The organism is uncultured Citricoccus sp. (assembly GCF_937871995.1).
In the GTDB taxonomy this organism is placed as follows: Bacteria; Actinomycetota; Actinomycetes; order Actinomycetales; family Micrococcaceae; genus Citricoccus.
Genome location: NZ_CALMQR010000091.1, coordinates 1 through 23,513 on the forward strand (window position 1 = coordinate 1; position 23,513 = coordinate 23,513).

A 23,513-nucleotide genomic window follows, 5' to 3' on the forward strand; every position below is an offset into this window, starting at 1 on the left:
GGGGAAGGGCGGCCACCGCCAGGCGCAGGCGCGTCCGGCGCCGTCCCGATGCTCGGCCGGCACCGCCGTCCGTGCCGCCTGCACCCGACGGGTCACCGTCGTCGGGCTCGGCGGACGAGCCGGCCAGGTGGGCCGGTGGGGGAGCGGCGAGGCGCCGGCGGATCAGCGCCCGCTCACGGCGCAGGGCGGATCGCTCTCGGCGCCGCAGGGAGCCGGACCGGTCCGGGGAGGGTCGTCCGCGGGAGACGGTGGCGGGGCCGCGCGAGGCAGGGCGTCGGCGCGGTGACGGTTCGGGTGTGCACGGGACTCCGGTGGCCATGCCGCGAGCACATCAGGTCGCGGCGGGCCTCCGCCGGGGGGTGCCGTGGGGGCGGGGACGGCGCGCCGGGCGTCGGTCGGCGGTGGAGTACCGGCTCAGACGGAGGCGGGCGCCGGCGTCTTGGCCGGCGTGGAACCGGAGGACGCCGGGGCGGGGGAGCCGGACGTCTTCTCGGCCGGGGCCGGGCTGCTCGAGTCCGTGGAACCGGTGGAGGACGCCGAGGAGCCCTCGGAGCTGCCGGAGCCGTTCGAGGACGCCGCCGTGGAGGCACCGCTGCCCTTGGAGCCGGATCCGTCCGAGCGGGAGTCGGTGCGGTAGAAGCCGGACCCCTTGAACACGACGCCCACGGAGTTGAACTTCTTGCGAAGCGTGCCCTCACACTCGGGGCAGACCGTGAGCGAATCGTCGCTGAACGACTGGACGATGTCGAACGCGTGACCGCAGTCCTTGCAGGCGTAGGCGTAGGTGGGCACCGGGGACACTCCTTCCGGCCAGCCGTGGGCCGGGCAGGGACAGACCGTTCCGTCCGCCGGGCGGGCTTGGCACTCGCACGTTTCGAGTGCCAATGCTACACCCCCGGGGACGTCTCCTCGTCGCCGAACCACGTGAGGCCGTCGGCGGTGACCGCCCCGTCCACCGGCACGTCGAACTCCCCGGCGGGGATGAACCCGCGGCTCATGAGCTCGTGCCGGAACACGGACGCGAGGGTGACCGGTCCGTTCTCACCGTTCGTGCCGTCCTGGCGCTGCCGGCGCACCCCGGCCAGGAATCGGTCGTAGTACCCGCCACCCTGTCCCATCCGGATGCCGCGCAGGTCCACCACCTGGGCGGGCACCAGGACGAGGTCCACGGTGCGCATCGTCTCGAGCCCGTACCGTTCGCCGACCGGCTCGTCGATGGGGGCCACGGGGCTGCGGGCCAGTTCCACACCCGGGAACCAGCGCGCCCAGGACAGCTGGCGCTCCGGCTCGGTGATGGGCACCAGCACCTCGACCCCGGCCTCGTGCAACGCCTGGCGCAGCGGGCCGGTGTCCGGCTCGGTCCCGTAGGACATCACGACGGCGGCGCGCCGGTGGCGTGCGCGCGGCAGGTACCAGTCGAGCACGTGGCGGGTGAGGGCGCGCGACTGCTCGGCCCTCTCGTCCTCGCCCAGCTCGCGGCGCCGCGCCCGCCACAGCGTGCGGACGTCCTGCTTGCGCCACTGCAGCGTTTCCTCGGGCGTGGATCCGCGGTCGCCGGTCAGCTTGGCGGAGTACTGGGCCTCGGGCTGGTTCTGGGGTGCGGTTTCGTTGGGGGACACGTCTCCCATTGTGCCCCGCCGGGACACCTCGGGTCCGTGGCTCCGACCGGGCCATAGGATCGAGCCATGGCTCCCGCGCAGAACCACTCCTGGCCCTTGACCCTGGAGCACGGGGACCTGGTGCTGCGCCCCTTCCGGCGCTGGGACCAGGAGGAGTGGATGGCACTGAGGTCCCGGAACCGTGCCTGGCTGCAGCCGTGGGACGCGACGAACCCGGTGCCGGAGACGGGGCTGAGGAGCTTCTTCGAGATGGTCCGGGTCCTCAACCGCAGCGGCCGGGACGGCACGGGACTGCCGTGGCTGATCTGCCTGCGCACCACGGTCGCCGGGGACCCGGTCATCGCCGGCCAGTTGAGCGTGTCCTCGATCGTGCGCGGCTCGGCCCAGTCCGCCTCGATCGGCTACTGGATCGACCAGGCGTGGGCCGGTCGGGGGATCGTCCCCACCGCCGTGGCGCTGGCCGTGGACCACTGCTTCGCGTCCCTGGGCCTGCACCGGATCGAGATCAACATCCGTCCCGAGAACGCGGCCAGCCGCAGGGTGGTGGAGAAGCTCGGCTTCCGGCACGAGGGACTGCGCAAGGACTTCCTCCACATCGACGGCGCGTGGCGCGACCACGACTCCTACGCGCTGACCGCCCCCGAGGTCCCCGGGGGACTGCTCTCCCGCCTCGAGCACGGGCGGCCCGCCGGCTGAGGGCGCCCGGCGGGCCGTCCGCACGAGTCCCCGACACCGGCGCACCGAGCGGGGAGGGCCGGCGCGCCCGGGTGCGGGGTACGGAGAAGGCGCAGGTCCACGCAACACACCGTGTTGAATCACATGTCGGTAGTTCCCTGCCGGTAGCCTTGGCGGAGTGGACGCAGGCACGGGTATTCTCGAGGAGTCGCTCAGCCTCGCCTTGGGCTACCTTCCGGACATCCGCCTGCACGCCTCACTGGTGCTGTGCGCACTGGTGGTGGCGTGGGTGATCGCCATCCACCGGAGGGCAACCCGCCAGCCCCCGTCCAGAAGCCACCGGAGGAAGTCCATGTCGCGCAACTCCCAGTCCACGCCCGGGGTCGCAGGCCGTTCCCGCGTGTCGTCCGGGTCCGGGTTCCGGATCAGGTGGGACCGCACGATCATCGCCCTCGTGGCAGTGCTGGCCCTCGTGACCGCGGTGGTGACCGGCCTGGCCGCCGCCCTCGGTGCGGGAACCGGTGCGGCCGCCGTCATCTCCGCCCTGCTGGCCGTGGCCGGCGTCGCCTCGTTGCGGGCGCTGGCGCTGCGGGACCGCAAGCGGCGGCGTGACGAGCGGATCGAGCAGGCGTTCACCGAGGCGATGAGTCCGGCTCAGCCGACCGCCGGGCCCACCGGTCACGGTTCCGCCACCGTCTTCGACGCCGCCTCCGGCACGCCCACGGACCAGCGGGACGATGCCGACGTCGTGGCGCCGCCGGCGGCTGACCCGCGCCCGGACGCCGAACCGGCCCCGGTTCCCGACCCGACCCCGGGGACCCGGGCTGACGACGCCCCGCGGCCGTCCGTCCCGCGCCCGACCTACCTGGACGCGGCCGAGGCGCACCGTCCGCTGCCGGAACCCCTGGCCCGCCCGGAGGTCCCGGCCCACCAGCCGGGCACCAAGCTCAAGGCCGGAGTGTCCGATGAGTACCTGGCCAAGGTCCAGGCCACGGCCAACCGTCCCCTGGACCTGGACAAGGTCCTGGAACGCCGCCGGGCCGTCTGACGACGGGGGACGGGCCGATGCTCCGGCCGGCGCCCGGAGAGCACGCGGAGAACCGGCAGGTCGCGTACCTGTCCTCCCCGGACGTGCGCTCGAGCATCGAGCGCGTCCTGGAGGTCCAGGGCCTGAGGCCGCTGCACGATGCCGAACTGGTGGACCTCCAGCACCGCCCCGGCGCCGGCGCCACCGGCGTCTTCCGGGTCCGGACGGCACCCGGCCCCGGTGAGTCCACGCCACCCGAGCTGTACGTCGCCCTGACCGCGGAATCGGTCCCCGAGGACGCCGTGATCGATGCCGGCCGCGCCGCGGACACCGACTGGTCCGCGTGGTTCCACCCCCACGACCCACGGCTGCACGGACTGGCGCTGGCCTCGGACCCCGAGTCCGTGGCATCGGTCTGGGGCGCCGGGGATCCCCTGACGGACCTGCAGACCGTCAGCTACCGACCGCTGCGGCGGGCGGTCCTGCGGGCCGTGTTCGGCAGCCGGACCGTGTTCCTGAAGGTGATGCGCGGCGGCCAGGCCACGGCACTGCACCACCGGCACGTGCTGCTGGCGGCGGCCGGCGTTCCGGTCCCGCCCGTGCTGGGCCCACCGGTGGCCGACGTCCTGGCCCTGGGGCAGGGCGCGGGCACGGTCCTGGCGGGACAGATCATGGCGGACGGCGCCCGGCGGATCGATCCGGCCGAGGTCACCCAGCTGCTGGACCGCATGCCCGCCGAGCTGCTGTCCCTGCCGCAGCGGGAGGCGTGGGCGGACCGCACTCCCTCCTACGGCCATGCCGCGGCCACGGCGCTGCCTGACCAGGCCCGTCGTATCCGGTCCCTGGTGGACCACCTGCAACGGCAACTGGACTGCTCGGACCGCGGCCCCGTGGTGCCCGCCCACGGTGACCTCTACGAGGCGAACCTGCTGGTGGCGGAGGGGCGGATCAGCTGCGTGCTGGACATCGACGGTGCCGGTCCCGGGCACCGGGTGGACGACCTCGCCTGCTTCCTGGGGCACCTTGCGGTGCTGCCGACGGTCGACGAGCGGTACGTGTTCACCGACTCGGCGCTGCGCCGGTTCCACTCGCACTTCGTGACGACCGTGGACCCCGCCGCCCTGGCGTGCCGGTCGGCATCGGTGGCGCTGTCCCTGGTGGCCGGTGCCCGGGACTCCGGACGCCGGGACTGGCAGTCGGCGGCCCGGAAGCGGCTGGACATCGCGGAGTCGCTGCTCGGGCTGCCTCAGTCGGCCTCGGGCTGGTAGTCCTTCTCATCCACCAGCCGGTAGCCCACGCCCCGGACGGTGACGAAGCGGGAGGCTCCGAGCTTGTTGCGCAGGTAGCGCACGTACACGTCCACCACGTTGGAACCGGGGTCGAAGTCGTAGCCCCAGACCCGGGACAGCAGCTGTTCCCGGCTCAGGGCCTGGCCCGGGTGGCGCATGAACGTCTCGGCCAGGGAGAACTCCCGGGCGGAGAGGTCCACCTCCACCCCGCCGATCGCGGCCACGTGCCGCAGGGGGTCGAGCTCCAGGTCCGCATGGCGCAGCACCGGGTCCTCGGGGGCCTGGCCGTTGCCGTTGTCACCGCGCAGCCGCAGCCGGACCCGGGCCACCAGCTCGGCGAAACGGAACGGCTTGGGCACGTAGTCGTCGGCGCCCGAGGTCAGCCCGGTGACGGTGTCCTCGCCGGAGGTGCGGGCGGTGAGGATGATCACCGGCAGGCTCGCGTCCTGCGCCCTGATCCTCTTGAGCACCTCGAACCCGTCCATGTCCGGCAGCCCCAGGTCCAGGATGACCAGCTCGAAACCACCGGTCAGGGCCAGCACGAGGCCCTCGCGACCGGTGGCGGCGACGGTGGTCGCCAGGCCCTCCGCCTTCAGGCCCTTGGCCACGAACGAACTGATCCGCGGCTCGTCTTCGATCATCAGAATCTGGCTCACGCCACACCGTCCTTGGAAGGGGGTTGCTGGTCCCCGGGGGCCCCGGCCCCCGGGATGGACGTCTCGAGGGCCCGGCCGGTCCGGCACGTCGTCGTGTCATCCGCCTCCGACGGTACCGCCGGGGACGATCCGTCGGCCGGAGGGTCCTCCTCGGTCAGGGGCAGGTCCATGAAGAAGGTCGACCCGATGCCGGGCGCGGACTGGACGTCCACCGTGCCCCCGTGGGCGCTCACGATCGCGGTGACGATGTTCAGGCCCAGCCCCGAGCCCTCGGCGCGGGTGCTGTTGGCACCACGGCCGAAGCGCTTGAAGATGCGCTCCCGGTCCTCGGGCCGGATGCCGAAGCCCTGGTCCCGGACCCACAGCCGCAGATGGCCGTTGAGCACCTGGGAGCCGAGGGAGACCTTGGACGCGTCCTCGGAGTACTTCACGGCGTTGGAGGCCAGCTGCAGCCAGGCCTGGGTGATGCGCCGGCCGTCGAGGGGGACCGTCATGTCCGCCGCGTGGTCCAGCGTCCAGACCCGATCGCCCAGCTGCGTGGCCTTGCCCAGGACGTCGCGCGTCAGGGCACCCACCTCCATCGGATCGGGTTCGACGAAGTCCGGCCGGCCCGACGTGGCCAGGGTCACCAGGTCCTCCACCAGCAGGCGCATGCGGTCCAGCTCGTCGAGCGCGATCTCCCGCACCTCGCGCACGTCGGCCGGGTCCTCGGCGTCCTGCAGTTCCAGGTGGCCCTGGACGATGGTGATCGGGGTCCGCAACTCGTGGCCGACGTCGTCCAGCAGCTGCCGCTGCGATGAGAACGACTCCTGGAGCCGGTCCAGCATCTCGTTGAACGTGGTGGCCAGCTCGGCGACGTCATCCTGACCGGAGACGGGGACGCGGCCGTTGAGGTCCGTCCCGGAGATCTCCGCGGCGGTGGACTGCAGGGTGCGCAACGGCCGCAGCAGCCGTCCCACCAGCACCCAGCCGGCCAGGCCGACCACACCCATCACGCCCAGGCCGACCCCGCCGTAGGACAGGAACGAGGAGTTGAGCCCCGCCAACTGGGCGGAGTAGTCGAAGGCCAGCAGCAGCATCGACGGGGCGGTGTCGTTGTCGAAGCGGATGGGGACCGCGATCGCCCGGTAGGTGGTCTGGGCCGTGGAGACCGTCTCGAGCCGGACCGAGTCGCCCCCGAAGTGGCCCTGGGCCCACGAGATCAGCTCGGGGTCGTCCTCGAGGCGCACCTCGACGGCATCCGAGGCGGTCCAGCTGATCCGCCCGTCCCGCAGGCCCAGCATGCCCTCGTCGTCGGCGGGCAGGGTGCGCTGCATGGCGGTGAAGACCAGCTGGTCCGAGGCGGAGAAGGGCTCACCGGTCTCGGGATCGATGCCCTCCTGGGCGAGGATACGAAACTCCTGGACCGAACGCTTCAACGAGTCGTCGATCTGCCCGTTCATGACGGCGCGCTGCAGCAGGTAGGCCGTGGCACCGGACAGCAGCAGCGCCAGGGCGGTCAGCAGGACCAGCAGTCCGACCACGCGGGTGCGCACGGGCAGTGCGCTCCAGCGGCGGACCGGGCGCGCACGGCTCAGCAGGCCGCCGGTCCGGGAGGCATCCCGGCCAGGCGGGTGGGCGCGCGGGATCATGCGTGCCCGCCGGGGGACGCATCAGTCATCGTCGTCATGCCCGTCGTCGTCACCTTCATCCCCGTCGTCATCGTCATCGTCCCGGTCGTCATCATCGTCATCGGCGGGCGACTGCGGTGCCGGGGCGGGGACGGGCTGCGGGGCCGCCGGCGGGGCCTGGCGGGTGCGGGGCTGTGCGGCCTGGCTGTCGGAGCCGGTGTCCCCGGAGGACGCCGAGCCGCCGGAGGAACCCGCACGGGCCGGGGCAGACGTCTCCGGGGCGGGACGGGCGGAGATCCTCGCCCGGGAGACGGCCGGGCCGGATCCGTCCGTGCGGCCCGTGTCGCCCGATGTCCCGGCGGCCGAGGGTGTCCGGTCCTGCGGGGAGGACGGGGCGGTCGAGGCGTCGCCGGGGGAACCGGTCCCGGCCGCGGAGGGCGCGTTGTGCTGCTGCGCCGTCGGGGCATCCGTCACGGCGATCAGCGGGGCCAGTTCCACGGAGCTGGGCCGGGCCGCGAGGACCGCGACGCCCAGAGCCGCCACGACCGCCACCACCATCAGGACGACGGCGGCCTTCAATCCTCTGCCCGCGTTCTTCATGGCCATGATCCTTCCGCATCCGGATGAGCCGAAGATGAGAGACCGGCCCCGGTCGATGAGGAGAGGACGACCATCCGGCGGACGGGGGCCGACGCGGCGGGGGCCGACGCGGCGGGGGCGGACCGGCGGTGGCGGACCGGCAGGGTCACCCGGTCGGGGGATCGCCGTCCTGGTCCGCGTCCGGATCCGGGTCCTGCCCGGGGTCCGGAGCCCGGGCCTCGTCCACGGCCTGCTCGGCATCCAGCTCCAGGGCCAGGTCCAGGGCCTGGTCGAGGGTCTGGTCGAGGGCCAGGTCGAGGGTCTGGTCCAGGTCCGCCTCCGACTGCGCGTCCCCACCCTGCTCCGCCTGCGGGTCCGGGTCCTGCTCCGAGGAGGCGGCGTCCGCACGGAGGCGGGCCAGGGCGGCGCCCTCCTCGTCACCAGCCAGGTCCAGGGACTGCGCCAGCCCCAGCCAGGCCGCCATCCGCAGGTACCGGGCCGTGTCCTGCTGCTCCGTGATCATCCGGAACAGGGAGGCCGCCTCCTCGGCCCGCTCCTGCTCCAGGAGCACGTAGGCGGCGAACAGCTCGGCGTTGGAGGCCGCGGTGGTGTCCTGGGAGGCGGCGAACAGGTCCGCCGCCGTCAGCGCCGAGGACACCGCGGCCGGGCCCTGGCGCAGGGCCCACAGCCCGCGGGCACGGGTGTCCGTGAAGTCTGCCTCGTGCCACGCCGCGGAGGAGTCCTGGGCCAGGGCGATCGCCTCGTCCAGCAGGGCCACCCCCCGCTCCTGGCCCAGCTCGCACAGCACGTGGCCGAGGGCGTGCAGGGCCTGGGGCAGCACGGCCGGGTCGTCCTCGTCCTCGACCCGGCGGGCCAGCTCGACGGCCCGGGAGAACCGTTCTGCCGCGTCCTCGGCACGTTCCTGCCGGTTCAGCAGGGCCCCGGCCGCCAGGCACATCCGGGCGGCCTCGGCCAGGGACCCGGCCTCCTGGAACAGGCCCGACGCGCGGTCCCAGTGCTCCAGCGCCTCGTCCGGACGCCCCTGGTGACGGGCGGCGTGGCCCAGGTCCACGAGTGCCCGGGCCAGCCCGGGCAGCCGACGGGCGGCCTCCTCGCGGCGCACCAGTCCCGCCAGGACGCGCTCGGCGAGCGCGTGCTCCTCGGCCTCGAGCAGCTGGTGCCCCAGGGCCAGGGTGAGGTCCGAGGCCTCCGGCACCTCGCCCTGCTCGGCCTGGGCGACCGCGACCTTCCAGGCGAGGATGGAGGACTGCTGGTCGCCGGCGTCGTGCGCCAGGCCCGCCAGCAGCGCAGCCGCCGACGCCGCGCCCTTCCGGACCCCGGCGGCGGCGTGCAGCTCCACGGCGCGCAGCGCGTCGGCCGCTGCCTGGGCCGCGTCACCGAGCTCGTGGGCGACCACAGCCTTGAGCATCCACATGGCCGCGCGGACCGCGCGGTTGGCCTTGCCGGCCAGCACCTCGTCCGCGACCTCCGCCGCGCTCTCGGGCTCATGGGACATCAGGTGGACGTGGGCCAGGAACATCCGGGTCGAGGACAGGGACTCCGGGGCCACGGCGATCCCGGCGCCCACCCGGGCGTCCAGGATGTCCAGGCACTCCTCGAGCAGGTCCACCGCCGGATCCAGGCGGCCGTCCTCCACGTTGCGCACCGCCAGCGCCACCAGCACGTCCGGCAGGACGGTGTCCACGGAGCGCGCGGACCGGGCGCGCTCGGCCTCCAGCAGGCCCTCCAGCACGGTGGCCTCGAACGACTCCGGTTCGCGCAGCAGCATGGTGCCCAGCTCGGACTCCATCCGGGCCTGGTGGGGATACCCGGCCTCCACCAGCAGCTGGGAGCGCTCCGCGATGTACCGGGTGGCCGCGGCATGGTCGCCCTGCATCTCCGCCACCGAGGCCAGTGCGCGCAGCAGTCCGGCCCGGTTGAACGGGTCCTGGCCGCCGCGGGCCTGCAGACCGGCGCGGGCCGCGCGCCCGGCCAGGGCCAGGTCCTCCGCGTAGGCGGCCTCGTAGGAGGCGTCCAGCCAGCCGCGGGCCGTCTCCGGGTCGTCCTGGGAGTTGGTCAGCGAGCGCCGGGCCAGCACGGCGCCCAGCCGCGGCGCCAGGTCCTCGGGCAGGCCCGGGGTGGGCGTGTCCTCCTCGCTCACGACCGGCCCTCCCTTCTCTCGAATCCAGTGGTATGCGTGCACAGCCCACCCAGTATTCCAGAGACGCGGGGGAGGGGCGGGGTCGGCGCCCGCGGCCTCCTAGACTGGAGTCCATGGATTTCGACACCAGGGCGGGTGCCTACGGAGTGATCGTCCAGGACGGAGCCCTGTTGCTGAGCCTGTGGCAGGGGCCGCGTGAGGCGATCTGGACGCTGCCCGGCGGCAGGATCGAGCTGGGGGAGCAGCCCGAACAGGCCTGCCTGCGCGAGATCGAGGAGGAGACCGGGTACACGGCCCGCCTCGACGGCCTGCTCGGTGTCATCAGCCGCACCATCGACCCGGAGCACCGGACCCATGCCACGCGGCGCTCCCTGCTGGCGGTCCAGGTGCTGTACCGGGCCGAGATCGTCTCCGGCCGGCTGCGCGCCGAGGTCGGGGGGTCATCCATCGACGCCGCGTGGCTTCCGCTGGACGAGCTGCACCGGTACCGGACCTCCCCGCACGTGCACCATGCCCTCGACCTGGCCGGGGTGCGCCGATGAGGCGCGCCGCGCCGGGCTGGGCCGCCGCGAGTCTCGCCCTCACCGTGACCCTGGCCGGGTGCACTCCCGCGGACTCCGGCCCGGGCGCCACCGCCTCCTCGACGGCGGGACCGGTGACGGTGGTCGGGGGAACCCGGCCCGAGGAGCAGCTCCTGGCCCGCGTCGCGGTCCGGCACCTGCAGAACCACGGTGTCAACGCCGTCATGGGCGAGCCCTCGACCGTCCCCTGGGGTGCCGCCGGAGACCAGCAGGTGGCGATCGTCGACTCGCTCGCCATGGCCTCCGAGGTCGCCCCCGCGGCCCTGGCCGGCCCGGTCCCGACGCCGTCCCCGTCACCGACGGCGTCGGCCGCGCCCACCGCGGGCGCCTCCCCGGCGACCGGTGGGCCGTCCCCGGGCACCGGGTCACCCACCCGCACGGCGAGCCCCACGGACCCGGCCCCGGCCTCCCCGACCGGTCACCCGACCGCCACCGGCACCGCCACGCCGCTGCCGGACGGCGCCCCGGCCTCCGACGCCGCGGGCACCACGGCCATCGTGGTGGACCACCTGCCCGAGGGCACCGAGGTCATCGGGGAGTCCGCCGGGACGTTGCGGCTGCAGGCCGTGACCACGACGGCCACGGCCGGCCTGTACTCGATGGAGGAGCTGGGCGACCTCAACGGCCTGTGCGACCGGATGGTCTTCACCCCCGAGGCCGCCGGGGCCCTCGAGACCCGTCGGCTCGAGGTCCTGGCCGGCTGCGAACCGGACGAGTGGATCGCGCCGGGCGAGGACGGACCGGCCGCCGACCTGGTGACGGGACGGGCCGACGTCGCCATGCTCTACGGCACCGATCCAGCGATCGCCGACCACGCCCTGGTGCCCCTGGGCGACCCCGAGCGGATCCTGCCCGAGGGCCGGGTCCTGCTCGTGGCCGATCCTCAGGACGTGCCCGGCACCGCGACCGGAGCGCTGGGCGAGCTCGCCGGACAGCTGAGCGGGGAGCACCTGGCCGAGCTGCAACGGCTCTCCGCCGGCCCGGACGCCCTGCCGCCCGAGGAGGCCGCCCAGTACTGGTTGGTGTCGGCCGGCCTGGAGCAGGCACCGGAGCGCTGGTTCTAGGGGCCGGATTCCCGTCTTCCCGGTGGGTGATACGCGCCAAGTCGCGCCCTGCGGTGGGAGGATGGTGGGCATGGCAAAGACACGGACCGGTCAGATCAAGCAGTCCTCCAAGCTCCTGAACGTGCGGTACGACGTGCGCGGGCCGATCCTCGAGGAGGCCCAGCGCATGGAGGCGGCCGGCCACCGCATCATGAAGCTGAACATCGGCAACCCCGCCCCCTTCGGCTTCGAGGCCCCGGACGCGATCCTCAAGGACATGGTCTCCCACCTGCCGCACGCGCAGGGATACTCCGACTCCCAGGGCATCTACTCGGCCCGGACCGCGGTCAGCCAGTACTACCAGTCGCGCGGGATCATGGGCATCGAGGTGGAGGACATCTTCATCGGCAACGGCGTCTCCGAGCTGATCTCCATGGTGCTGCAGGCCCTGGTCGACGACGGCGACGAGGTGCTCATCCCCGCCCCGGACTACCCGCTCTGGACCGGCGCCACCACGCTGTCCGGCGGGCGTGCCGTGCACTACCGCTGCATGGAGGAGGAGGGCTGGGCCCCGGACCTGGAGGACATCGAGGCCCGGATCACCGACCGCACCAAGGCGATCGTCATCATCAACCCGAACAACCCCACCGGGGCGGTGTACTCCCGCCAGGTGCTCTCCGGGATCGTGGAGATCGCCCGCAAGCACAACCTGGTGTTGATGAGCGACGAGATCTACGAGAAGATCCTCTACGACGGTGCCCGTCACATCAACGCCGCCGGACTGTCCGACGACGTCCTCACCCTGACGTTCTCCGGGCTGTCCAAGGCGTACCGCGTGGCCGGGTACCGGGCCGGCTGGGTAGCGATCTCCGGGCCGAAGCACCGCGCCACGGACTTCATCGAGGGGCTCACCCTGCTCTCCAACATGCGCATGTGTGCCAATGTCCCGGGCCAGCACGCCATCCAGACCGCCCTGGGCGGTTACCAGTCCATCAACGACCTCATCCTGCCCGGCGGACGGCTGCTCGAGCAGCGCAACACCGCCCAACGGCTGCTGGCCGAGATCCCCGGCGTCACCGTGCAGCCCGCCCACGGCGCGCTCTACCTGTTCCCGCGGCTGGACCCGGAGGTCTACGAGATCGAGGACGACGAGCAGTTCGTCATCGAGCTGCTGCGCGCCCAGAAGATCCTCGTCTCCCACGGCCGGGCCTTCAACTACCCGGACACGGACCACTTCCGGCTGGTCACGCTGCCCAACGTCCGGGACCTGGAGATCGCGATCGAACGCATCGCCGACTTCCTGGAGGAATACCGTGAGCGCTAAGAAGCACGTGATGGACTTCGAGGGACCACCCTGGGAGCTGCTGCGCGCCCGGACCCGCGACGGGGTCATCAAGGGACCCGCGGACATCCATCCCGACTCCAAACCGGGGTACCTGGGCGGCAGGGCCGAGGGGGAGGCCACCCTGGCCATCCGCGCCGAACGGCTCTCGCAGCTGCAGGAGCTGCTCTACGCCAACGGCGTGTCCGGCAACGGCAAGGGTGCCTCCGTGCTGCTGGTGGTCCAGGCCATGGACACCGCCGGCAAGGGCGGGATCATGCGCAACGTGGCGGGTGCCATGGACCCCCAGGGGGTGGAGACCGCGGCCTTCAAGGCCCCCACCGAGGAGGAGAGGAGCCACCACTTCCTGTGGCGGGTCCGCAAGCACCTGCCCGACCCCGGTTTCGTGGCGGTCTTCGACCGGTCCCACTACGAGGACGTGCTGATCCACCGGGTGCGGCAGCTGACCTCACTGCACACGATCGAGCGGCGGTACGAGGAGATCCGGCGGTTCGAGCGGGACCTGGCGGAGCGCAACACGCGGATCGTCAAGGTCATGCTGCACATCACCAAGGAGGAGCAGCAGGACCGGCTGGCCGAACGGCTGGACCGTCCGGACAAGTTCTGGAAGTACGCACCCGGTGACGTGGACGAGCGCGCCCACTGGGACGAGTACATGGACGCCTACCGGGTCGCGATCGAGGAGACGGACGCGGACCACGCCCCGTGGTTCATCGTCCCGGCCAACCGCAAGTGGTACTCACGGATCGCCGTCCAGGAGCTGCTGATCACCGCCCTGGAGTCGCTGGAACTGCAGTGGCCGCCCGCGGACTTCGACGTGGCCCTGGAGAAGCGGCGGCTGGCGGAGAGCTGACCCGGGCGGCCGGGGGACCGGCGCCGGTGGGTGGACGGTGGCGCCGCGGCCTGTCGTCCCCGCCGGTTGAGCGCTGTGGGCGAACACCCCTTGCGGCACCCCCGGGGGCACCGGTCTAGGGTGGGATGACAGACCGATCCATCCGCTCTCCAGGAGGTACCGACATGACCGGACAGCAGTTGCAGGGACAGACCATCGCCTTCCTCGCCACCCGGGGCGTGGAGCAGGTCGAGCTCACCTCGCCGTGGGAGGCCGTCAAGGCCGCCGGCGGCCAGCCGGTGCTCGTCTCCCCCGAGTCCGACTCCATCACCGCGATGAACGGGGACTGGGAGCACGGCGACTCCTTCCCCGTGGACCACCAGGTCGGCTCCGTCTCCTCCGGGCAGTTCGATGCGCTCGTGATGCCCGGTGGCACCCTGAACGCCGACGCGCTGCGGGCCGACCAGGACGTCCAGGCGTTCGTGCGCGGCTTCTTCGAGGAGCACAAGCCGGTGGCCGCCATCTGCCACGCGCCCTGGACCCTCATCAGTGCCGGGGTGGTCTCCGGCCGGAAGCTCACCAGCTACCACTCCCTGTCCGAGGACCTGCAGAACGCCGGTGCCACCTGGGTGGACGAGGAGGTCGTGGTCGACCAGGGCCTGACCACCAGCCGGAACCCGGGCGACCTGGAGGCGTTCAACGCCAAGCTCGTGGAGGAGTTCGCCGAGGGCAGGCACGCCGGCCAGACGGCCTGAGCCGTCGGCACGACGACACATTCCGGCCCCGGCCGGACCCGCAGGTCGCGGGTCCTGCCGGGGCCGGCGGCGTGGGTGCCTCAGCCCGTGAACAGGGCGGAGGCCTTCAGGGCCGTCTGGACCAGCCCGTAGGCCAGTGCGGCGATGACGATCAGGGCCAGGACGAGGGCAGTCGTCCGGTAGGCACCGCCGGTGCCGGCCGGTTCCCGGGTGACCGGGGCGGCGCCGCCCGCGGTGCTGCTGCCTGCGTTGGGTGTGCTCACTGGACGTACTCCTTCTCGCGGTCCCGGCCCTCCGGGACGTGGTGCTTGGGGTGGACGGGGCGGACCAGGAGGTTGGCGAGGAAGCCGATCGCGAGCAGCCCGACCATGATGTAGAGCGAGAGCGAGTACAGGCTGGCGCCGGTCAGCCCGCTGTCCGCCTGGGCCTCGATCACGCTGTTGACGATCAGGGGACCGGCGATGCCCGCCGCCGACCAGGCGGTCAGCAGCCGGCCGTGGATGGCTCCCACCTGGAAGACCCCGAACAGGTCCTTCAGGTAGGCCGGGATGGTGGAGAAGCCTCCGCCGTAGAAGGACAGGATGACCATCGTGGCGAGGATGAACACGACCACGTTGGCCCCTCCCATCAGGGCGATGACGAGGTACAGCGCCAGTCCGACGCCGAGGTACATCATGTAGTTGTTCTTCCGGCCCCAGGAGTCCGAGGTGGCGGACCAGACGAAGCGGCCGGCCATGTTGGCCAGGGACAGCAGTCCCACGAAGCCCGCCGCCGCCGCCGGGGTGATCCAGTCGAAGTAGTCCTGGATCATGGGAGCGGCGTTCTCCAGGATGCCGATGCCGGCGGTGACGTTGCAGAACAGCACGATCCACAGCAGCCAGAACTGGGGCGTGCGGATCGCCGAGTCCGCGGACACGTTCGCCGTCGTCTGCATCGGCTTGGCGGCCGCCGTCGAGGGGTCCCAGCCGGCGGGCGTCCAGTCCGGGTGCGGGACGCGGATCACGATCGCCCCGAGGGAGATGACGACGGCGTAGACGGCGGCCAGGGTCAGGAAGGTCTGCAGCAGGCCCGCCTCCAGGTTCGCGGGATCGGTGCCGCCGCCGAAGAGGGCCATGAGGCTGTTGGACAGGGGGCTGGCGATCAGGGCGCCACCGCCGAAGCCCATGATGGCCAGCCCCGTGGCCAGCCCGGGCCGGTCCGGGAACCACTTCATCAGCGTGGACACCGGGGAGATGTACCCGATGCCCAGGCCGATGCCGCCCACCACGCCGTAGCCGAGGTAGACCAGCCAGAGCTGCCCCGTGGCGATGCCGAGGCTGGCGACGAGGAACCCGGCCACCCAGAAGGTCCCGGCCACGACCATGGACTTGCGCGGTCCCGACCGTTCCACCCAGGTACCTCCGAAGGCGGCGGCCAGGCCGAGCATGGCGATGGCCACGGAGAAGATCCACCCGACGGCGACCTCACCGGTGTCGAAATGTCCCATCATGGGGATCTTGAAGACGCTGAACGCGTACACCTGGCCGATGCAGAGGTGGATGGCCAGGGCCGCCGCGGGGATCAGCCATCGGTTGAACTGCCGGGGGGCGATGATGGCCTCCCGATCGAGGATGCTGGGCATGGTGGTGCGGTCCCTCTCCGGGTGGCCGCTCGGGGGCGGGTGCGCGGGTCGACGGACCGGAACGGGTCCGTCCGGAATGGTGCGCTGTGATCTGGACCACCGCGTGAGACGTTACCTACAGGTAATCGCCCGGTCAATGCGCCCCGCCGCCGGCGTGCCCGAACACGGGGCGGGCCCTTCGCCGAGTCCCGCCGCGGCGGCCGGTTCAGGCCCCGGCCGGACCGGTGTCCGCACCCGCCCCGGCGGCCCGGGCCCGGACCTCCTGGAGGCGCTGGCGGGCACCGTCCAGCCAGGCCTCGCACCGGTCGGCCAGGGCCTCGCCCCGCTCCCACAGCGCCAGGGACTCCTCCAGCCCGGCACCGCCGGTCTCGAGCCGGGTCACGGTCTCGACCAGCTCGGCCCGGGCCTGTTCGTAGCTCATCCGTGCGATGTCCGAGGTGTCCGCGGCGGAGAACCCCTCCACGGCGGTGGCCTCGGCGGCCCCGTCCTGGCCGGCGGGGGTGGTGCTGGGGGTGCTCATCGGGTCTCCTCTGTGCTGCTCTGGGCGCTGCTCTCGGGGCCCAGGGTGGTTCCGGTGGTGGTGGCGGCGATGCGTCCGGCGGCCACCAGGATGTCCAGGGCGTCACCGGGGGAGACCTGGCCGGCGTCGCGCACCACCCGGCCTCCGTGCTGGACCACGGCGTACCCGCGGTCCAGGGTGTGCTGGGGGGACAGCGAGCGCACGCGGGCCCGCAGGTGCCCCACCGCGTCGTGCTCGCGGTCCAGCTGCCCGGCCAGGGACGTCCGGGCGCGCTCGCGCCACCGCTCCAGGTCGTCCGTCCGCTCGGACATCATCCGTTCCGGGTTCGCCAGCACGGGCCGGGTGCGCAGCGACTGCAGCTGCTGCGCCTCGTGCAGCACGAGCCGCTCCACCCCCGAGGCCAGCCGCGACCGCGCACCGGCGATCGCCTCGCGCTCCACCGCGGCGTCCGGGACGATCCGCTTGGCCGCGTCCGTGGGGGTGGAGGCCCGCAGGTCGGCGACGTCGTCCAGCACGGGCCGGTCCGCCTCGTGCCCGATGGCCGAGACCACCGGCGTTTGGGTGCCCGCCACGGCACGCACCAGGGACTCGTCCGAGAACGGCAGCACGACCTCCTCGAGGGCGCCTCCGCCGCGGGCGATGACGATGACGTCCACCTCCGGGTGCGCGTCCAGCTCGGCGACGGCGGCCATCACCTCGCGCGGCGCGTTCGCCCCCTGCACGGCCACCTCGCGGACCTCGAAGCGGGCGGCGGGCCAGCGCAGGTGGGTGTTGCGCATGACGTCCTTCATCGCGTCCGAGTCACGGCCGGTCACCAGCCCGATGAGCTGCGGCAGGACCGGCAGCGGCTTCTTGCGCTCCGGGGAGAACAACCCCTCCGCCTCCAGCGCGCGGCGCAGCTTCTCCACGCGGGCCAGCAGGTCGCCGAGGCCGACCGGGCGCATGGCCGAGGCGATCATGCTCAGCTTGCCGGTCTTGGTGTAGAAGCTCGGCTTCACGCAGGCCACCACGCGCGAGCCCTGCTCGACCGTGCCGTCCAGGGTGGCGGCGACGTTGCGCCACGCGGTCACCGGCAGCGAGTAGTCCGCGTCCAGGTCCCGCAGGGTCATCCAGGCGTTGCCGCGGATCACCTTGAACTCGATCAGCTGGCCCTCGATCCACGCCTGGGGCGCCCGCTCGAAGTACCGCTTGAGGTTCTCCGAGAGCACTCGCAGCGGCCAGGGGGCATCGGGGGCGGTCTCCGCCGCGGTGGCGGGAGGCGAACCGGCTGCCAGGGGCTCGTCCATGCGGGGCGGATCCTCTCCACGGGTGTCGACGGGTGGGTGCCGACGGGTGGCGTCGTTCCCCTTAGTTCTATCAGTAGGCTGGGCCGCGATAACCCCACCGGTGAACGGAGCCGCGATGCGCACGGTGCTCTCCCTCGTCCTGGCCGTGCTCGCCGGACTGCTCGCGTCCCTGGCCCTGGCCGGGGCCCGCCTCGAGGCCCTGGTCCACACCCCCGGACCCCTCCAGCGGATCGCCGGGCCCCTGTCCGAGGACCCCGGGCTGCGCGCCGCACTGCCCGGCCAGGTGACGTCCCTGGTGCGGGAGAACCTGCCGGCGCAGCTCCCGCCCTTCCTCCGGGAGGGACTGATGGACCTGGCGGAAGGCGCGGCGGACGGTCTCGTGCATGACGACCGCTTCCCCGGCGCCTGGTCGCAGACGCTGGAGCAGACCCGCGTGGAGTGGGTGGAGCGGCTCGAGGTGGTCGAGGCCGGGACGGCCGGGTCCGCCGATGCCACCGTGCACCTGCACCTGGCCCCGCTGGCCGACCTCGGCGTGGACCGGTTGTCCGAGTCCGTCGAGATGTTCCCCGGCGGGGAGTCCGTCGGCCGGGCCGTCCGGGAGGGTGCCGAACAGGCGCTCGCGGACCTGCAGGATCCGGTCACCGCGGACGACGCCGGGGCCTCACCCCTGGTGGTCGACCTCAACGTCCCGGATCCGGCGGAGGTCAACGGCCAGCGGCTCGCCCAGGCGGTGTCCCTGCTGCCGCAGTGGCCCTGGCTGGCCGGCGGGGCCGTCGCCGCGGGCCTGCTGGCCCTGCTGACCGCGCCGCGCGGGCGGCGCTGGGCAGTGCTGGTCGCCGCCGGTGGGACCGCGGTGCTGGCCGGGGTCATCGGCTGGTGGGCACTGGGCCGGCTGGAGGTGACCGGTGTGACCGGCCTGGCGCGCATCGCCGCCGAGTCCCTCACCGAGGGTGTCCGCCAGTACGCCGTGCCGGACACGGTCCTGCTGATGGCCGGCGGCGCCGTCGTGGCGGCCCTGGGCGTGCTCGCCGGACTGTTCTCCCGGGGACGGGCCGGCCGGCGGCGCTGAGGCGTCCATCACCCCCGGTGGCCAGTGGGTGCCCGCTCGGTAGAATGGCCCATATGTCTGCCGTCCCCTCTGTCTCGTCCATGCCTGCCGCGATGCCGACCGCATCCGCCAGCGCTGCCCCCGTCGCCGTCGGGATGCCCCACGTGCCCCGCGCCCGCCGCACCCGCGAGGACGTGGAGGCCGCCGCCGTCGTGGACGGTGACAAGAAGGTCCTGCTGGCCGCGCCGCGCGGGTACTGCGCGGGCGTGGACCGCGCCGTGGTGGCCGTGGAGAAGGCGCTCGAGCACCACGGGGCGCCCGTGTACGTGCGCAAGGAGATCGTCCACAACCGCCACGTGGTGGAGACCCTGGAGCAGCAGGGCGTGGTCTTCGTGGAGGAGCTGGACGAGGTGCCCGAGGGCTCGCTGACCGTGTTCTCCGCGCACGGCGTGTCCCCGGCCGTGGTCAACGAGGCCGCGGACCGGGGCCTCAGGACGATCGACGCCACCTGCCCGCTGGTCACCAAGGTCCACCGTGAGGCCGTGCGCTTCGCCCGGCAGGACCGGCGCATCCTCCTCATCGGCCACGAGGGCCACGAGGAGGTCGAGGGGACCTACGGCGAGGCGCCCGAGCACACCACCGTCATCAACAACCCCGACGAGGCCCGGACGGTCCAGGTCGAGGACCCGGACAACCTGATCTGGCTGTCCCAGACCACGCTCTCCGTGGACGAGACGCTGGAGATCGTGTCCATCCTGCGCGAGCGGTTCCCCAACCTGCAGGATCCGCCCTCGGACGACATCTGCTACGCCACCTCGAACCGCCAGGCCGCGATCAAGAAGATCTCCCCGCAGTGCGACCTGATGATCATCGTGGGCTCGGCGAACTCGTCGAACTCGGTCCGCCTCAAGGAGGTCGCCCTGGAGTACGGTGCGCGGCGCGCCGAGCGCGTGGACTTCGCCCACCAGGTGGACGAGTCCTGGTTCGAGGGCGCGGCCACGGTGGGCCTGTCCTCCGGCGCCTCCGTGCCCGAGGTCCTCGTGCAGGACGTGCTGCGGCTGCTGGCCGAGTACGGCTACGGGGCCGTGGAGGAGGTCGTCACGGCCGAGGAGGACATCATCTTCTCGCTGCCGAAGGAACTGCGCGCCGAGATGAAGAAGGTCGGGGACACCGACCGCTCCCTGGGCGGCCGCAACCGCACCCCCAAGGGCTGATGCCGGACAGTGCCCCGGCGGCCGTCCACCTGGTCCTGATGGGGATCTCCGGCTCGGGCAAGACCACCCTCGCCGAGGGGCTCGCCACCCGTCTGGGCCGGCCCTACGCGGAGGCGGACCGCTTCCACCCGCCGGCGAACATCGAGAAGATGGCCGCCGGCATCCCGCTGACCGACGAGGACCGCTGGCCCTGGCTGGACACCCTCCGGGACTGGATGGACGCCCAGTCCGGCTCCGGCGGGACGATCGTGACCTGCTCGGCCCTGAAGCGCGCCTACCGTGACCTGTTGCGGCAGGCGTCCGGCCGGGTCGTGTTCCTGCACGTCATCTCCGACCCCGCCGTCATCACCGAGAGGATGATGCACCGCCCGGGACACTTCATGCCCGCGTCCCTGGTGCCCAGTCAGCTCGCGACCCTCGAGGCCCTCGGCGAGGACGAGGACGGCATGGTCCTGGAGAACTCCGGTACGGTGGACGGGCTCGTCCAACGGGCCCTGGACCTGGTCGAACGTCTCTGAGCGGACCGTCCCGAGGGCCTGTCGCCGACGAGCGTCAACCCCCGTGCGCAGACGTCCCCACACCCCGGGACCGTCCGTGCTGCATTCGACGATCCGAAGGCCCCACCCATGACCATCGACGACTGGACCCCCACGCTGGGGGCCGGCGCACTGCTGGGGATCGCCGCCGCGGCGATCATCCTGCTGCTGTTCCTCATCATGTACCTGCGGATGCACGCGTTCCCCGCGCTCGTCCTCGTCAGCCTCCTCACGGCCTTCGCGGCGGGCATCCCGCCGTCCCTGGTGGTCTCCACCGCGACCGCGGGCTTCGGCAGCACCCTGGCCACGGTCGCCCTCCTCGTGGGCCTGGGCGCCATGCTCGGCAGGCTGGTGGAGATGTCCGGCGGCGCCAAGGTCCTCGCGGACACGCTGATCGGCTGGTTCGGGGAGAGACGCGCCCCCTTCGCCCTGGGCGTCGCCTCCCTGCTGTTCGGCTTCCCCATCTTCTTCGACGCCGGCCTGGTCGTGATGCTGCCCGTCGTCTTCGCCGTGGCACGCCGCCTGGGCGGGTCGGTGCTGACCTACGGACTGCCCGTGGCCGGTGCCTTCTCGGTGATGCACGTCTACCTCCCGCCGCACCCCGGACCGGTCTCGGCCGCGACCTTCTTCGAGGCGAACGTGGGCCTGGTGATGGTCTTCGGCCTGGTGGTGGCCCTGCCCACCTGGTACCTGACGAGCTACCTCTTCGGGCGCTGGGCCGGCCGGCGCTGGGTGCTCCCGGTGCCGGACATCCTCGGCCACGCCGATGAGGCCCACGAGCAGAACCCGCCGCGGTTCTCCACCGTGGTCATGGTGCTGCTGCTGCCGATGATCCTGATCTTCCTCAACACCGGGCTCGACACGCTCCACCGCAGCGGCGTCCTGCCCGAGGGGACCAGCGAGGCCACCTGGTTCCAGGTGCTGCGGGTCCTGGGCGAGACCCCGGTGGCCCTGCTGATCACCCTCATCGTGGCCATGGTCGTCCTGGGGCGTGCCCGGGGCACCGACAAGGCCGTCATCGAGAGGACGCTCGAGGGTGCGCTCGGGCCGGTGTGCTCCGTCATCCTGGTCACCGGCGCCGGCGGCATGTTCGGTTCCGTGCTGCGGGCCTCCGGCATCGGCAACGCCCTGGAGGACTCCCTGGCGGACCTCGGGGTGCCGCTGATCCTGGCCGGCTTCCTCATCGCGGCCATCCTGCGCATCGCCCAGGGCTCGGCCACCGTGGCCCTGACCACCGCGGCCGGACTCGTCAGCGCCGGTGTGGCCGCCGCCGACTACAACCCCGTCCAGCTGGCCGCCATGGTGCTCGCCGTCGGGGCCGGCTCCGTGGTGGCCTCGCACGTCAACGACTCCGGTTTCTGGCTGGTCGGACGATTCTTCGACATGGACGTGAAGACCACCCTGAAGACCTGGACCGTGCTCGAGACCCTGATCGGCCTCATGGGCTTCGCCATCGCCTGGACGATCTTCGCGATCGCCGGCGCCGTGGGCTGACCGCCGCGCGGGCACGGCACCACCCGCCCATGACGAAGGCCCCGGTTCCGAACGGAACCGGGGCCTTCGTCACCTGTCCACCGTCCCCGGGGACGGGGGAGGCCCGCCGGTCAGGCGGAGCCGGACGCGGTGGTGCCGGTCAGCCGCGCGCGGCGCCCGAGGACCGGCGGCGGCTGCGGTTGCCGCGGCTGCGGCCACCGGCGCGCTCGCCCGAGCCGTCCCGGGAGCCGGCGCCCTCGGCGTAGTGGCCGCCGCGACCGGACTCGGAGGTGTAGACCCGCCCGCCCGACGACGGCGCGCCGGCCGAGGACCCCGCGCGGCGGTTGCCGGGACGGCCGGTGCCGCGGGAGCCCTGACCGGACTGGTGCTGGCCGGAGCCGTCCCGGCGGGCCTGGCCCTGGCCGGAGCGGCCCGAGGCCGGGGACTCGGTGCCCGGCTGGCCCGCACGCTGGCCGGACGCCTGGCCGCCGCGGGTGCGGCCGGCGTCGTTCCCGGCGGTGCGGCCACCCTGGCCGCCGCGACCACGGCCACCCCGGGAGCCACCGGAACGCTGGCCGGCGGACTGACCGCGACCGCCGCCCTGCTGGCCCTGCCCGGACTGCGCGGCCTGGGCGGTGGGGGTGGACACGGCGAGCAGCTTCTCCAGCTCGGCCTGCTCCAGGAAGGTCCGTGGGCCGGGGGCCAGCTGGTCCAGCAGGGGCTCGGAGGCGCCGTCGGCGTGCACGGTGGGGGTGATCTTCGCGGCCCGCATCAGGGAGCGGACCTCGTTGCGCTGGTCATGTCCGGCCAGGGTGATCACGGTGCCGGCCTGCCCGGCGCGCGCGGTGCGGCCCGAGCGGTGCAGGTAGGCCTTGTGCTCCGTGGGCGGGTCGGAGTGGATCACCAGGGCCACGTCGTCCACGTGGATGCCGCGGGCGGCGATGTCCGTGGCGACCAGCGTTCCCGCGGTGCCGTTGTGGAAGGCGTCCAGGTTGCGGGTACGGGCGTTCTGGGAGAGGTTGCCGTGCAGTTCCAGGGCGGAGACGCCGCGCTGGCGCAGCTGCTTGGCGGCCTTCTTGGCACCGTACTTGGTGCGGGTGAACACGATGGTCCGGCCCGGGGCGGCGCAGAGGTTGGCCAGGGTGGACAGCTTGGCATCCCCGTCCACGGCCACCACGTGGTGGTCCATCCGGGCCACGGGGGAGACCGCGGAGTCGGCCTCGTGGACCACCGGGTTCTTGAGGTACTTCTTGACCAGCACGCCCACCCCGTCGTCCAGGGTGGCGGAGAACAGCATCTTCTGGGCCGGTGCGGGGACCTTGTCCAGGATCTTGCGGACCATCGGCAGGAAGCCCATGTCCGCCATGTGGTCCGCCTCGTCGATGATGAGGACCTCGACGCCGGACAGGTCCACGTGGCCCTGTCCCATCAGGTCCAGCAGACGGCCGGGGCAGGCCACCAGGACGTCGACGCCGCGCTGCAGCGCCTTGACCTGCGGGTTCTGGCCGACGCCACCGAAGATGGTCAGCGAGGACAGGCCGGTGTGCGCGCCGAGGGGCTCGAAGGACTCCGCGAGCTGGAGGGCCAGCTCGCGGGTGGGGGCCAGCACGAGGGACCGCGGGCGGCGGGCCTGCGCCGGGCGGCCG

The 23,513-nt window shown here is 72.9% G+C and carries 24 protein-coding genes; 12 read left to right on the forward strand and 12 right to left on the reverse strand.

Translation table 11 applies throughout. The features are described 5' to 3' along the window. The 3 genes from Q0283_RS10855 to Q0283_RS10865 all read right to left on the reverse strand — a co-directional run. The coding region (locus Q0283_RS10855; RefSeq protein ID WP_298044594.1) for a hypothetical protein at positions 1-319 on the reverse strand (319 nt) is incomplete at its 3' end. 95 nt (positions 320-414) lie between these two features. Then, the gene (locus tag Q0283_RS10860; RefSeq protein WP_298044596.1) at positions 415-792 is read right to left on the reverse strand and encodes an FmdB family zinc ribbon protein; all 378 of its coding nucleotides are present in this window, start codon (positions 790-792) and stop codon (positions 415-417) included. 95 nt (positions 793-887) lie between these two features. Next, positions 888-1,619 carry a 5-formyltetrahydrofolate cyclo-ligase gene (locus Q0283_RS10865; protein WP_183527308.1) on the reverse strand — a complete coding sequence of 244 codons (732 nt, stop codon included), beginning with the start codon at positions 1,617-1,619 and terminating at the stop codon, positions 888-890. Positions 1,620-1,685: 66 nt separating this feature from the next. Between Q0283_RS10865 and Q0283_RS10870 the strand changes: the two genes are divergently transcribed. From Q0283_RS10870 to Q0283_RS10880, 3 genes are all read left to right on the forward strand, one after another. Next, a complete protein-coding gene (locus tag Q0283_RS10870; RefSeq protein ID WP_298044597.1) occupies positions 1,686-2,315 on the forward strand; it encodes a GNAT family N-acetyltransferase in 630 nt (209 codons plus the stop codon). A gap of 157 nt (positions 2,316-2,472) precedes the next feature. Further along, a complete protein-coding gene (locus Q0283_RS10875) occupies positions 2,473-3,342 on the forward strand; it encodes a hypothetical protein (protein WP_183527304.1) in 870 nt (289 codons plus the stop codon). 17 nt (positions 3,343-3,359) lie between these two features. After that, complete coding sequence (locus tag Q0283_RS10880; RefSeq protein ID WP_298044598.1) at positions 3,360-4,589, forward strand: phosphotransferase family protein; 1,230 nt, start codon at positions 3,360-3,362, stop codon at positions 4,587-4,589. Here the strand turns inward: Q0283_RS10880 and Q0283_RS10885 are convergent. From Q0283_RS10885 to Q0283_RS10900, 4 genes are all read right to left on the reverse strand, one after another. Continuing rightward, positions 4,568-5,266, reverse strand: coding sequence for a response regulator transcription factor (locus Q0283_RS10885; RefSeq protein WP_183527300.1), 699 nt, complete (start codon positions 5,264-5,266; stop codon positions 4,568-4,570). The genes Q0283_RS10880 and Q0283_RS10885 overlap by 22 nt on opposite strands. After that, on the reverse strand, positions 5,263-6,801 hold the full coding sequence (locus Q0283_RS10890; protein ID WP_298044600.1) for a cell wall metabolism sensor histidine kinase WalK: 1,539 nt from the start codon (positions 6,799-6,801) through the stop codon (positions 5,263-5,265). Before Q0283_RS10890 ends, Q0283_RS10885 begins: the two co-directional genes overlap by 4 nt. Positions 6,802-6,918: 117 nt before the next feature. Beyond that, positions 6,919-7,482 (reverse strand): hypothetical protein, encoded by a 564-nt coding sequence (locus Q0283_RS10895; protein ID WP_298044601.1) that lies wholly within the window; start codon positions 7,480-7,482, stop codon positions 6,919-6,921. A gap of 139 nt (positions 7,483-7,621) precedes the next feature. Next, a complete protein-coding gene (locus Q0283_RS10900) occupies positions 7,622-9,616 on the reverse strand; it encodes a tetratricopeptide repeat protein (protein WP_298044603.1) in 1,995 nt (664 codons plus the stop codon). 113 nt (positions 9,617-9,729) lie between these two features. Between Q0283_RS10900 and Q0283_RS10905 the strand changes: the two genes are divergently transcribed. From Q0283_RS10905 to Q0283_RS10925, 5 genes are all read left to right on the forward strand, one after another. After that, complete coding sequence (locus Q0283_RS10905) at positions 9,730-10,158, forward strand: NUDIX hydrolase (protein ID WP_298044605.1); 429 nt, start codon at positions 9,730-9,732, stop codon at positions 10,156-10,158. Further along, positions 10,155-11,261, forward strand: a complete 1,107-nt coding sequence (locus Q0283_RS10910; protein ID WP_298044607.1) for a hypothetical protein — start codon at positions 10,155-10,157, stop codon at positions 11,259-11,261. The genes Q0283_RS10905 and Q0283_RS10910 overlap by 4 nt, the downstream gene beginning before the upstream one ends. Before the next feature lie 70 nt (positions 11,262-11,331). After that, positions 11,332-12,564, forward strand: coding sequence for a pyridoxal phosphate-dependent aminotransferase (locus tag Q0283_RS10915; protein ID WP_183527287.1), 1,233 nt, complete (start codon positions 11,332-11,334; stop codon positions 12,562-12,564). A 10-nt stretch (positions 12,565-12,574) separates the two neighbouring features. Continuing rightward, positions 12,575-13,435, forward strand: coding sequence for a PPK2 family polyphosphate kinase (locus tag Q0283_RS10920; RefSeq protein WP_183528485.1), 861 nt, complete (start codon positions 12,575-12,577; stop codon positions 13,433-13,435). Between the two features lie 164 nt (positions 13,436-13,599). Next, complete coding sequence (locus tag Q0283_RS10925) at positions 13,600-14,169, forward strand: type 1 glutamine amidotransferase domain-containing protein (RefSeq protein WP_183527285.1); 570 nt, start codon at positions 13,600-13,602, stop codon at positions 14,167-14,169. An 80-nt stretch (positions 14,170-14,249) separates the two neighbouring features. Here Q0283_RS10925 and Q0283_RS10930 read toward each other — a convergent pair whose 3' ends face one another. The 4 genes from Q0283_RS10930 to xseA form a co-directional block, all read right to left on the reverse strand. Then, complete coding sequence (locus Q0283_RS10930; RefSeq protein WP_183527283.1) at positions 14,250-14,432, reverse strand: hypothetical protein; 183 nt, start codon at positions 14,430-14,432, stop codon at positions 14,250-14,252. Further along, positions 14,429-15,790, reverse strand: a complete 1,362-nt coding sequence (locus Q0283_RS10935; RefSeq protein ID WP_298044609.1) for an OFA family MFS transporter — start codon at positions 15,788-15,790, stop codon at positions 14,429-14,431. Before Q0283_RS10935 ends, Q0283_RS10930 begins: the two co-directional genes overlap by 4 nt. Positions 15,791-15,995: 205 nt before the next feature. Next, on the reverse strand, positions 15,996-16,310 hold the full coding sequence (locus tag Q0283_RS10940) for an exodeoxyribonuclease VII small subunit (RefSeq protein ID WP_183527279.1): 315 nt from the start codon (positions 16,308-16,310) through the stop codon (positions 15,996-15,998). Then, complete coding sequence (gene xseA / locus Q0283_RS10945) at positions 16,307-17,596, reverse strand: exodeoxyribonuclease VII large subunit (RefSeq protein ID WP_298044612.1); 1,290 nt, start codon at positions 17,594-17,596, stop codon at positions 16,307-16,309. The genes Q0283_RS10940 and xseA overlap by 4 nt, the downstream gene beginning before the upstream one ends. Before the next feature lie 115 nt (positions 17,597-17,711). Between xseA and Q0283_RS10950 the strand changes: the two genes are divergently transcribed. The 4 genes from Q0283_RS10950 to Q0283_RS10965 all read left to right on the forward strand — a co-directional run bounded on the left by Q0283_RS10950 (position 17,712) and on the right by Q0283_RS10965 (position 21,888). Beyond that, positions 17,712-18,665, forward strand: a complete 954-nt coding sequence (locus tag Q0283_RS10950) for a hypothetical protein (RefSeq protein ID WP_298044613.1) — start codon at positions 17,712-17,714, stop codon at positions 18,663-18,665. Between the two features lie 92 nt (positions 18,666-18,757). Continuing rightward, positions 18,758-19,858, forward strand: a complete 1,101-nt coding sequence (locus Q0283_RS10955) for a 4-hydroxy-3-methylbut-2-enyl diphosphate reductase (RefSeq protein ID WP_298044614.1) — start codon at positions 18,758-18,760, stop codon at positions 19,856-19,858. After that, on the forward strand, positions 19,858-20,376 hold the full coding sequence (locus tag Q0283_RS10960; RefSeq protein WP_298044615.1) for a gluconokinase: 519 nt from the start codon (positions 19,858-19,860) through the stop codon (positions 20,374-20,376). The genes Q0283_RS10955 and Q0283_RS10960 overlap by 1 nt, the downstream gene beginning before the upstream one ends. A 108-nt stretch (positions 20,377-20,484) precedes the next feature. Then, positions 20,485-21,888, forward strand: a complete 1,404-nt coding sequence (locus Q0283_RS10965; protein WP_298044617.1) for a GntP family permease — start codon at positions 20,485-20,487, stop codon at positions 21,886-21,888. Positions 21,889-22,027: 139 nt separating this feature from the next. On the opposite strand, the gene Q0283_RS10970 is transcribed toward Q0283_RS10965, so the two are convergent. Further along, positions 22,028-23,513: DEAD/DEAH box helicase (locus Q0283_RS10970; protein ID WP_298044618.1), on the reverse strand; the 1,486-nt coding region annotated here is incomplete at its 5' end.